Here is a 10990-nt window from a genome sequence, read left to right as displayed (position 1 = left end):
CCGGGGTGGAAGCGGCCCGCGCCGGCGACGCCGGCAAGGGCTTCGCGGTCGTCGCTTCGGAAGTCCGGGCCCTGGCCCAGCGCTCCGCGGAATCGGCCAAGCAGATCAAGAGCCTGATCTCGACCTCGACGGCCCAGGTCGCCGAAGGCGTCAACCTGGTCGGCGAGACCGGCCAGGCGCTGCACCGCATCATCACCCACGTGGACGAGGTCTCGAAGCTGGTCAGCGAGATCGCCATGTCCGCCAAGGAGGAGGCCACCGGCATCGCCGAGGTGAACACCGCGGTGAACCAGATGGACCAGGTGACCCAGCAGAACGCGGCCATGGTGGAAGAGACCACCGCGGCCAGCCGCATGCTGGCCGACCAGACCGAAGAACTCTTCGGCCTCGTGTCGCGCTTCAAGGTCAGCGCGTCCCAGGCAGAAGCCTCGTCGGCGCCGCGGGTCTCGGCCCGCGCCACCTTCGCCACGGCGGGCGCCACGGCGCTGGCCCCGGTCGTCGAGACCGCGGCCGAAGCGGCGCCGGACGACGACTGGACGGAGTTCTAGGCCTCCCCGAGGAGGTCGAACAGCACCCGGGCGTGGGACCATACGCGCCTTGGTAACGAGGGCCGGCGCACGGGACCATACGTGCGTCGGCCCTTTCCGTTTGCGCTGCGGCGAAGCGACCTTAGTATGACACCCGTCAAGTTTCGGGGGCGTTTGGGGTTCGGATGTCGCAGGTTGCCTATCTTCCCGCCGGCAAGCGGGAACAGACGAAGGTCCAGAACCGCCAGGCGATCCTGGATGCCGCGCGCGAGGTCTTCGGGGAACTGGGCTACGAAGGCGCGACGGTCCGGGACATCATCCGCCGCACGGGCCTCGCGGCCGGCACCTTCTACAATTACTACCGCTCGAAGGAGGAGGTCTTCGCCGCCCTCGCCGACGACGGCGCGCGCCGCTTCGCCCCGATCCTGAAAGCGCTCCGTGGCAAGGGCGGCGCGCTCGACACCTTCGTGCGCGACGCCATCCGCGCCTATTTCGAGTTCATGGCCGATGAGCACATCAGTTGGGCCGCCCGCCGCCCGGCCGGCGAGATGCAGCCCCACGTCCACGGCGAGACGCCGGAAATGGCCGCCGTGTTCGCCGAAGTGAAGGACGCCATCGAGAACGCGATCAACGAGGGCCGCGGGCCGATCTCCGATCCCGAATACATGGCGGCCGCCTGCATCGGCATCGCGCGCGAGGTCTGCGACAAGATGCTGATGCGCCGCCCCATCGACGTGGGCGCCGCCGCCGACTTCGCGTCCGAGATGATCCTGCACGGCCTGAAGGGCCTTCCGGGAGCCAAGTGCTGATGGCGTCTGCCGCCGCGCAGCGCCTGATCGTCCGCACCCTTCTGTCGCTGCCGGCGCCCTTGCTGCGCCTCATGTCGGGCGGCGGCGCGGTCTACAAGGGCGGCCGCACCCTCGACCCACGCCTGCAGTTCCTGGCCGCCCAGGCCCGCAAGGGCCCGGCCATGGAGACGCTCGCGCCCGATGAGGCCCGGCGCGGCGAGACGGCGGCCTTGGGCGCTCTGGCCGGGGAGCTGGAGCCTGGCGTCCGCTGGGAGCCGCTGAGCGTGCCCGGCGCGGCCGGGGACATCGCCGCCCGTCTCTACCGCCCGCAGGACCAAAACCCGTCGGCGCCGCTGATGGTATGGGCCCACATGGGCGGCGGCGTCATCGGCACGCTCGACACCAACCACTGCTTCTGCAGCCTGTTGGCGCGGATCACGCGCGCGCCGGTCCTTTCGGTCGACTACCGCCTGGCGCCCGAGCATCGCTTCCCGGCGGGGCTGGAGGACGTTCTCGCCGCCTACCGCTGGGCGCGGGACCATGGGACCTCGTACGGCGCGAGCGGCGTCGCCATCGGCGGCGACTCCATGGGAGGCAACTTCGCCGCCATCATCTGCCAGGAGCTGAAGCGGACCGGCGAGCCGCAGCCCAGGCTCCAGTTGCTCATCTATCCCTGCACCGACGTGGCCTCGCAGTCGCAATCCATGACCACCTACGCCGACGCCTTCCCGCTGAACCGCGCGATGATGGAGTGGTTCATGGGCCACTATCTGGGCCCGGACGACGACCCGGCGGCGGTACGGCTCTCCCCGCTGCGCGAGGTCGACCTCGCCGGCCTGGCCCCGGCCGTGATCGCCACCGCCGGCTTCGACCCCCTGGTCGACCAGGGCGAGGCGTACGCCAAGGCGCTGGACAAGGCTGGCGTGACGGTGCGGTACCGTTGCTACGACAGCCTCTCACACGCCTTCACGGCCTTCACCGGCGCGATCCCGGCGGCCGACGCCGCCTGCCGCGAGATCGCCGCCCTGGTGCGAGGCCTCTACGAGGAAACGGCCCAGACATGAGAGCGCTCGTCGTCGAGGAACTCCTGCCGGACTACGCCGGCGTCCATGTGAAGGAGATCCCGACGCCGCAGCCCGGCCCCGGCGAGGTGCGCGTAAAGATCCGCGCGGCTGCTGTGAACTTCCCCGACCTCATGCAGACCCGCGGCGAGCACCAGCACAAGCCGCCCCTGCCCTTCATCGGCGGCATGGAGATGGCCGGCGAGGTCGACGCCGTTGGCGAGGGCGTCACCGCCTTCAGGCCCGGGGACGAGGTCTGCTCCGGCGGGCGGGGTGTCTTCGCGGAGTATGCCGTCTTCCCAGCCGCGCAATTGCAGCGGAAGCCCAAGGGCCTCTCCTTCGCCCAGGCGGCGGGCTATCCGGTCGCCTACCTAACGGCGTACGTGGCGCTGAAGCGGTGCGCAGACGCGCAGCCCGGCGAGTGGGTGCTGGTCCACGGCGCGGCCGGCGGCGTGGGCCTGGCCGCCGTCGACTACGCGAAGGTGCTGGGCTGCAAGGTGATCGCCGCCTCGGCCTCGGACGAGAAGCTGGCGGTCATCGCCCGCGAATACGACGTGGACGCCACGGTCAATGTCACCGGCGGCTTCCGCGAACGGGTCAAGGAGATCACCGGCGGCCGCGGCGCGGACGTGATCTACGACCCCGTTGGCGGCGACGTCTTCGACGAGAGCATCCGCTGCATCGCCTTCGGCGGCCGCATCCTCTCCATCGGCTTCACCTCGGGCCGACTGCCGACGCTCCCGGTCAATATCGCCCTCATCAAGGGCTTCTCGGTCATGGGCGTGCGCGCCGGCGAATACGGCCGTCAGTTCCCCGAAAAGGGCCGCGAGAACAACGCCGCCATCTGGAAGCTGGCCGAGGACGGCCTCGTGAAGCCCCGCGTCGACCACGAGTACGCGCTCGACGACTGGCGAGAGGCCTACGAGACGCTGGCCCAGCGCAAGGTGGTCGGGAAGACGATCATTCGGCCGGATCTTTGATCATGGGCAAACCACGCACCCGCATCATGTATATCGAAGACAAGTCCGCGAGCCTGAACGGGGCTGCCCGGATCGGGCGCGTGACATTCTCCAAAACGGGCCAGTCCGTGACCTATCGTGGCCGCAACTTCCAAAAGCTGGGCGGCCGCGGCTTCAAGGCCAACTACTTTGACGTAGAGACCGGCGATCACTACTGGATATCGGGGCCTCGAAAGGATGGCGCCGACCGCCTCTATCCAGCCAGCTCCGTGCCGGTTGAGGTGGATGACGATGTGGCGGACGAGTATTGGACGCAGATTCGCGGCATGGCCGCCCTCATCAAGGCCTGACCGTCGATGACCATCGGCAGCGAAGAAGAACTGGAAAAGCTGAAGGCGGCGGGCCGGCTGGTGGCGCGGACGCTGAAGGCGATGGGCGAGGCGCTGGAGCCCGGAATCACCACCCGAGAGTTGGACCAGATCGGCCGGAAGATGCTGGAGGAGGCCGGTGCACGCTCGGCGCCCGAGCTGACGTATAATTTCCCCGGCGCCACCTGCATCTCGGTGGGGCCGGACGTGGCGCACGGCATTCCCGACGATCGGCAGGTGAAGGCCGGAGACCTCGTCAACATCGACGTCTCGGCCGAGTTGGACGGGTTCTTCGGCGACACGGGCGCATCCTTCGCCGTGCCGCCGGCAAGCAAGCGGGTCGAGCGCCTGTGCCGCGACGGCCGCCGCGCGCTGTGGACCGGCATCCGCGCGGTGCGCCCCGGCGCGGCGCTGAACGAGCCTGGGCGGCAGATCGAGGCTTTCGCGCGGAAGAACGGCTACAGCCTGGTCCGCAACCTCGCCAGCCACGGCGTCGGCGCCTCGCTGCACGAGGAGCCGACGGAGATCCCCACCTGGCACGAGCCGCGCGACCGACGCCGGATCACCGAGGGCCTGGTGTTCACCCTGGAGCCCTTCCTGTCGCTGGGCGCCGACTGGGTCGAAGACTCCAACAACGACGGCTGGACACTCAGCCCGCCCGGCGGCGAGCCCACCGTGCAGTACGAGCACACCCTGGTCGCCACGCGGAACGGCGCGATGGTGCTGACGCTGGCGGACTAGGCGGCCGGCAGGTGGTTGACAGCCTGCCGCCCTTCCACTATCCACCGCGCCTCGAATTTCGACCCCGGAGCTTTCGTCGTGAAGCGCACTTTCCAACCGTCTCGCCTCGTGCGCGCGCGCCGTCACGGCTTCCGTCTTCGCATGTCCACGAAGAACGGCCAGAAGATCCTGGCGCGCCGCCGCGCCAAGGGCCGCAAGCGCCTGAGCGCCTAGCCTCGGGCTAGCCGCGAGGTGTCCGTATGACGGACGCCGCCCCGCTCATCCAAAAACTGACGAAGCGCAGCGAGTTTCTCGCCTGCGCGCAGGCCCCCTCGTGCGCGAAGGGGGCCGTCGTCGTTCAGGCCCGGCCGCGCGCCGACGAGAGCGCGCTGATCCGCGTGGGCTTCACCGCCACCAAGCGCATCGGCGGCGCCGTCGAGCGCAATCGCGCCAAGCGCCGGATGCGCGAGGCCGCCCGCGCCGTCCTTCCCGAATTCGCCGTTCCCGGCGTCGACTATGTGATCATCGCCCGCGGAGGCGTGCTGAAGCGCCCCTGGGCCCGTTTGCTTGACGATGTGAAAAGCGCGCTGTTAAGGCTCGCGGCCGAACGCGCGGCCCCCCAAGTCTAGACGGCCCCGCCCCTTCCTCCTCGACGGAAACCTGCGTCCCCGCTCATGAGAGACGACAACACCCGCAACACGATCATCTTCTTCGTGTGCGCGGCCCTCCTGCTCCTGGTCTACCAGGTGTTCGTCATGGAGCCGCAGCAGAAGCGGCTCGCGGCCGAACGCGCGCGCCAGGCGCCGCCCGCGGCCACCAGCACGACCGGCGCGGCCGGTCCGCTCGCGCCGCAGGTCCCCGTCGCCGTGACGCGTCAGGCGGCCATCACGGCCAGCCCCCGCGTGCCGATCACGACGCCGTCGCTGAAGGGCTCGCTGTCGCTGAAGGGCGGCCGCGTCGACGACCTCTACCTCGTGAAGTACCGCGAGACGCTGGACAAGAATTCGCCGCCCGTCGAGCTGCTGCGTCCGGAAGGCGCCCAATTCGCCCAGTTCGCCGAAGTCGGCTGGGTCGGCGCCAACATCCCCGGCCTGCCTGGCCCGAACACAATGTGGACCCTCAGCCAGGGCTCGGTCCTGGCTCCGGGCCAGCCAGTGACCCTCACCTACACGAACGGTCAGGGCCTGACCTTCACCCGCGTCGTCGCCGTCGATGACAAGTACATGTTCACGGTCACCGACACCGTGGCCAACACCGCGGGCCAGCCGGTGACGCTGGCGCCCTACGGCTCGGTGCAGCGCCAGGGCGTGCCGGCGACGCTCGGCAAGAGCGGCGTGGTGCACGAGGGCGGCATGGGCTGGCTCGAGAAGCGCCGCCCGATCAAGTACGCCAAGTGGCAGAAGGACGGCACCAGCCCCACCTACACCGCCACCGGCGGCTGGATCGGCATGTCCGACCACTACTGGCTGACCGCGGTGATCCCGGCCCAGAACGAGCAGATCCAGGGCCAGTACCGCCTGACCAAAACCCCGGGCGTGAACCTGCTCGACGCCAATTTCGTCGGCCAGGCCAAGTCGATCGGCGCCGGGCGCCAGATCACCCACACCACCCGCATCTTCGCCGGCGCCAAGCAGAACCCGGTGCTGAAGGACTACCAGGACAAGCTGGGCGTCGCGCACCTGGACGAGGCCATCGACTGGGGCATGCTGTGGTTCATCACCCGGCCGATCTTCCAGTTCCTGGCCTTCCTCTACGGCCATGTCGGCAACTTCGGCGTCGCCATCCTGATCCTTACCGTCGTCGTCCGCCTCGTCTTCTTCCCGCTTGCGAACAAGCAGTACGAGTCGATGACCAAGATGAAGAAGGTGCAGCCCGCGATGGAGGAGCTGCGCAAGAAGTACGCCGACGACCCGGCCAAGCAGCAGCAGGAGCTGCTCGCGCTCTATCAGCGCGAGAAGGTCAACCCGCTGGCCGGCTGCCTACCCATCTTCCTGCAGATCCCGGTCTTCTTCGCGCTGTTCAAGACGCTGCAGCTCGAGATCGACATGCGGCACGCGCCGTTCGTCGGCTACATCAAGGACCTGTCGGCGCGCGATCCCACCACCATCTGGAACCTGTTCGGCGCTATACCGTGGGATCCGGCCAGCGCGCCGTTCATCGGCACGCTCCTGGGAACCAGCCTGCACATCGGCATCCTGCCGATCCTCTACGGCTTCACCACCTGGCTCACCACCTCGATGAGCCCGCCGGCGCCCGATCCGATGCAGCAGCGGATCTTCCAGCTCATGCCGATCCTGTTCACCTTCATCATGGCCCAGTTCGCCATCGGCCTGCTGGTCTACTACACGTGGTCGAACATCCTGACGGCCATCCAGCAGTACGTGATCATGCGCCGTTTCAAGGTGGACAACCCCATCGACCGCCTGATCGGCCGCCTGACCGGACAGGGCAAGGCGGTCGGGTGAGCGAGGGGCCGAAAGCGCCTGCGGCCGACGCCCCCTTCGACGCCGAGGCGCTGGAGCGGGCTCGGGTCTTCTTTGCCCATCCCGTCCGCTTCCTGATGGGCGCGGTGGCGATGGACGGCCTGCCGCCCGCCGACCTGCCCGAGGTGGCGTTCGCCGGCCGCTCCAACGTGGGCAAATCCTCGCTGATCAACGCCGTGACGGGGCGCCTGCACCTGGCGCGCGCCTCCACCGCGCCGGGCCGCACGCGCGAGCTCAATTTCTTCATCGCCGACGAGACCCTGCGCCTCGTCGACCTGCCCGGCTACGGCTTCGCCAAGGTGGGCCGCGGCGAGAAGAACAAGTTCCAGAACCTGGGCCGGGCCTACCTGCGGGGGCGCCCGAACCTCAAGCGGGCCTACCTGCTAATCGACAGCCGGCATGGGCTCAAGGATGTGGACCTGGAGGCCATGGAGGCCTTCGACCTCGCCGCCGTCAGCTACCAGATCGTGCTGACCAAGGCCGACAAGCTGAAGCCGCGCGACGTCGCTCAGGTGACGGCCGAGACGGTCCGAAAGATCGCCAGGCGGCCTGCCGCCTTCCCGCGCGTGATCGCCACCTCGGCCGAGAAGGGGACCGGCATCCCCGAACTGCGCGCCGAGATCCTGGAGGCCTGCGCGGTCTAGCCGTCCCCAGCGTCACCCGGCTAACTGGCGGCGGAATCCAGGGATCCGCCATGATCGACACCGCCACCCGCCCCGTCTTCGACGAAGAGCTGAACCTATTCCGCGACCAGGTGCGCAAGTTCTACGACCGCGCGCTGTGGCCCAACCTCGACCGCTGGGAAGAGGACGGCATCATCGGGCGCGACTTCTGGCTGGCCTGCGGCGAGGCGGGCATCCTCTGCCCCGGCGTGCCGGCCGAATACGGCGGCCTGGGGCTCGACTTCCGCTACAACGTGGTGATCTCGGAAGAGCTGTTCTACGCAGGCTCCTCGTCGGGGATCACGCTGCAGTCCGACATCGTCGCCGACTACCTGATCAACTACGGCTCGGAAGAGCAGAAGCAGCAGTGGCTGCCCAAGATGGTCTCGGGCGAGGCGATCACCGCGATCGCCATGACCGAGCCGGGCGCCGGCTCCGACCTGCAGGGCGTGCGCACCACCGCCCGCCGCGAGGGCAACGAGTACGTCGTGAACGGCTCGAAGATCTACATCACCAACGGCCAGAGCGCCGATCTGGTGATCGTGGTCGCCAAGACGGACCCGAACGCCCGCTCGAAGGGCATCTCGCTGATCCTTGTGGAAGCGACACGCGAAGGCTTCAAGCGCGGCCGCAACCTCGACAAGATCGGGCAGCATTCCGCCGACACCTCGGAGCTGTTCTTCGAGGACGTGCGCGTGCCGATCACCAACTGCCTGGGCGAAGAGGGCAAGGGGTTCGCCTACCTGATGAACCAGCTGCCGCAGGAGCGCCTGGGCATCGCGGTGCAGGCCCAAGGCGCCGCCCAGCGCGCCTTCGACGAAGGAGTGAAGTTCACCAAGGAGCGCAAGGCGTTCGGCCAGACCGTCTTCGACTTCCAGAACACCCGCTTCACCCTGGCCGGCCTGAAGGCCAAACTGCAGGCCGGCTGGGCTCACCTGGACTGGGCCATCGCCCGACACCTCGAAGGCAAGCTCACGGCCGCCGAGGCTTCGGCGGCGAAGCTGTTCCACACCGAGCTGCAGTGGGAGATCTGCGACGCTGCGCTCCAATTGCACGGCGGCGCCGGCTACATGAACGAGTATCCGATCGCCCGCCTCTGGCGCGACGCCCGCGTGCAGCGGATCTACGGCGGCACCAGCGAGATCATGAAGGAAGTGGTGGCGCGCACCCTATAGCTGCGCTTTGTCACCAACCTGACGCAACAAGCGCGGCCGTGCGGCGTTCCTGAGGTGTGACACCTCGGGATGCCGCCGACATGGAAAAGACCGCCATCGCGCTCGAACGCCGGGACGGGACGCGCACGATCGTCCGTCGGGCCAACCGCCTGCTCACCGCGCTGTCGCCCCGCGACTTCGCGATCCTCGAGCCGCACCTGGAACTCGTGGACCTGCCACGCGGCCGGGTGCTGTTCGAGCCGGGCGATGACGTGGTCACCACCTACTTCCCGTGCCACCGGACCATGGTCTCCCTCCTTATCGCCACGCGCGACGGCCGTGAGGTGGAGGCGGCCACGATCGGCCGGGAAGGCGCCGTCGGCGGCATCGTCAGCGAGGGCCACAAGCCCGCCTACGGCCGCGCCGTGGTGCAGATCGCCGGACAGGCTCTGGCCATCCCCACCAGCCATCTGGAGGCGGCGAAGACCGGCTCGGCCCGGTTCGGCGACCTCTTCTCGCGCTACGCCGACGCCCTGCTCGCCCAGATGATGCAGTCGGTGGCCTGCAACGCCCTGCACCGCACGGAGGAGCGCTGCTGCCGTTGGCTGCTCGCCGCCCACGACCGGGCCGGCGACACGATGATCCACCTGACCCAGGAGGCGCTGGCGGAGATGCTGGGCGTCCAGCGCACCACCGTGACCGCTGTCACCGGCGTGCTGCAGGACCGCGGTCTGATCCGCACTCACCGCGGCCGGATCGAGGTCCTGGACCGACCCGCGCTCGAACGCGCCGCCTGCGAGTGCCACGCGGCGGTCGAGGCCCACTTCGTCCGGCTGCTGCCCGAGGTGGCGGATTAGCGCTTCACCACCTCGCCGCCCTTCATCACGAACACCGGCTTCTCCAGGACCGTGACGTCGCTGAGCGGGTCGCCCGAGACGCCGACGAGGTCGCCCCAGAAGCCCTTGCCCACCTGGCCCACGTCCTTGTCCCAGCCCAGCGCTTCGGCGGCGTTGACGGTGGCCGACTGGATCGCCTGCAGCGGCGTGGCGCCGAAGCGCACCATCACCGCGAACTGCTTGGCGTTCAGCCCGTGAGGATACACGCCGGCGTCGGTGGAATAGATCATCCGCGCCCCGGCCTTCAGCGCCTTGCGGTAGTTCTCGCGCTGGATGCCGCCGATCTCCCGGTCCTTGCGCAGGTTGTCCTCCAGCTCGCCGTTCTTCTTGCCCTCCGCCTGGGTGTAGTCGGTGTTGTAGATGTCGAAGCCCAGCCAGGTCCCCCTCTGGACCGCCAGCTTGACGCCCTCGTCGTCGATCAGGCTGACGTGCTCGATGGTGTCGATGCCGGCGCGGATGGCGTCCTTGATGCCCGGCGCGCCGTGGGCGTGGGCGGCCACCTTCATGCCCGCCATGTGCGCCTCGTCGGCGATCGCCTTCATCTCCTCGTAGGTGAGCTGCTGGGCGCCGGGTTCGTCGCCGCGGGAGAAGACGCCGCCGGTCGCGCAGATCTTGATCGAGCGGGCGCCGTATTTGCGCTGGGTTCGCACCTGCTTTCGGCCCTCGTCCGGGCTGTCGACGAGCGCGGGGCTCTTCTCATCCATCGACGGCGGGAAGAAGGTCTCGTCGCAGTGCCCGCCGGTGGCGCCCAGCGCATAGCCCGAGGCCATGATCCGGGGCCCCACGATCCAACCCTCGTCGATCGCCTCGCGGATGCCGACGTCGGCGTAGAAGGCCGTACCGACATTGCGCACGGTCGTGAAGCCCGCCTCCAGCGTGGTCTTGGCGTTGGCCACGCCGACGGCGGTCCAGAAGCTGTCGGTGAACTCATAGGGGCGATAGCCGCCGTACTTGCCCGCGCTGGTCAGGTGGACGTGCATGTCGATCAGGCCCGGCAGCAGGGTCACGCCGGGCAGCGACACCTGTTCGGCGCCGGCCGGCACGGCGTCGCCCGCCCTGCCGACCGAGACGACGCGGCCGTCCTCGATGATCACCAGCGGCTTTTCCACGTACTTGCCGGTCTTGGTGTCCAGCAGGCGGTCGGCGGTCACCGCCACCGTCTTCGCCTGCGCTCCACCCGTCAGCATCGCCGCGGCCAGCGCCGCCCCCAGAACCACGCGCATCCCGAACTCCTCCGATTGTGACGCTTTGACTATCACGGGCTTCGGCGGATGACAGGGGCGCCCTCGTCCGCTATCGGACCCCCGCAAGTTTCGAAGGACGGTGCATTGAGCCAGGACGTGGAAGAGCAGGGCTGGGCGACGGCGAAGAC

General features: G+C 68.9%; 13 protein-coding genes. 12 read left to right on the top strand and 1 reads right to left on the bottom strand.

Annotated features, from left to right (window positions below; translation table 11 throughout):
- The 12 genes from Q0L11_RS04720 to Q0L11_RS04665 form a co-directional block, all read left to right on the top strand.
- Positions 1-548: methyl-accepting chemotaxis protein (locus tag Q0L11_RS04720; protein WP_296595723.1), on the top strand; the 548-nt coding region annotated here is incomplete at its 5' end.
- Between the two features lie 164 nt (positions 549-712).
- Positions 713-1336: a TetR/AcrR family transcriptional regulator gene (locus Q0L11_RS04715; RefSeq protein ID WP_296595722.1), complete on the top strand. Its 624-nt coding sequence runs from the start codon at positions 713-715 to the stop codon at positions 1334-1336.
- On the top strand, positions 1336-2379 hold the full coding sequence (locus Q0L11_RS04710) for an alpha/beta hydrolase (protein ID WP_296595721.1): 1044 nt from the start codon (positions 1336-1338) through the stop codon (positions 2377-2379). The genes Q0L11_RS04715 and Q0L11_RS04710 overlap by 1 nt, the downstream gene beginning before the upstream one ends.
- On the top strand, positions 2376-3356 hold the full coding sequence (locus tag Q0L11_RS04705) for an NADPH:quinone oxidoreductase family protein (RefSeq protein WP_296595719.1): 981 nt from the start codon (positions 2376-2378) through the stop codon (positions 3354-3356). The genes Q0L11_RS04710 and Q0L11_RS04705 overlap by 4 nt, the downstream gene beginning before the upstream one ends.
- A 2-nt stretch (positions 3357-3358) precedes the next feature.
- Positions 3359-3685, top strand: coding sequence for a 1-deoxy-D-xylulose-5-phosphate synthase (locus tag Q0L11_RS04700; RefSeq protein ID WP_296595718.1), 327 nt, complete (start codon positions 3359-3361; stop codon positions 3683-3685).
- Between the two features lie 6 nt (positions 3686-3691).
- Positions 3692-4444 (top strand): type I methionyl aminopeptidase, encoded by a 753-nt coding sequence (map, locus tag Q0L11_RS04695; RefSeq protein ID WP_296595717.1) that lies wholly within the window; start codon positions 3692-3694, stop codon positions 4442-4444.
- A gap of 78 nt (positions 4445-4522) precedes the next feature.
- Positions 4523-4657 carry a 50S ribosomal protein L34 gene (rpmH, locus tag Q0L11_RS04690; protein ID WP_068877158.1) on the top strand — a complete coding sequence of 45 codons (135 nt, stop codon included), beginning with the start codon at positions 4523-4525 and terminating at the stop codon, positions 4655-4657.
- A gap of 26 nt (positions 4658-4683) precedes the next feature.
- The gene (gene rnpA / locus Q0L11_RS04685; RefSeq protein WP_296595716.1) at positions 4684-5052 is read left to right on the top strand and encodes a ribonuclease P protein component; all 369 of its coding nucleotides are present in this window, start codon (positions 4684-4686) and stop codon (positions 5050-5052) included.
- 45 nt (positions 5053-5097) lie between these two features.
- Complete coding sequence (gene yidC, locus Q0L11_RS04680; RefSeq protein WP_296595715.1) at positions 5098-6888, top strand: membrane protein insertase YidC; 1791 nt, start codon at positions 5098-5100, stop codon at positions 6886-6888.
- Positions 6889-6983: 95 nt separating this feature from the next.
- Entirely contained in the window at positions 6984-7550 is a 567-nt protein-coding gene (gene yihA / locus Q0L11_RS04675; RefSeq protein ID WP_296595724.1) for a ribosome biogenesis GTP-binding protein YihA/YsxC, read from the top strand.
- A 50-nt stretch (positions 7551-7600) separates the two neighbouring features.
- On the top strand, positions 7601-8743 hold the full coding sequence (locus Q0L11_RS04670; protein WP_296595714.1) for an acyl-CoA dehydrogenase family protein: 1143 nt from the start codon (positions 7601-7603) through the stop codon (positions 8741-8743).
- Positions 8744-8823: 80 nt separating this feature from the next.
- Positions 8824-9579, top strand: coding sequence for a Crp/Fnr family transcriptional regulator (locus Q0L11_RS04665; RefSeq protein ID WP_296595713.1), 756 nt, complete (start codon positions 8824-8826; stop codon positions 9577-9579).
- Here Q0L11_RS04665 and Q0L11_RS04660 read toward each other — a convergent pair.
- Complete coding sequence (locus Q0L11_RS04660) at positions 9576-10841, bottom strand: amidohydrolase family protein (RefSeq protein WP_296595711.1); 1266 nt, start codon at positions 10839-10841, stop codon at positions 9576-9578. The two genes, Q0L11_RS04665 and Q0L11_RS04660, sit on opposite strands and share 4 nt — an antisense overlap.
- Positions 10842-10990 lie beyond the last annotated feature (149 nt).

Source organism: Phenylobacterium sp. (genome assembly GCF_024508875.1).
Taxonomy (GTDB): Bacteria; Pseudomonadota; Alphaproteobacteria; order Caulobacterales; family Caulobacteraceae; genus Phenylobacterium.
This window is presented reverse-complemented; position numbering and strand designations above follow the sequence as displayed.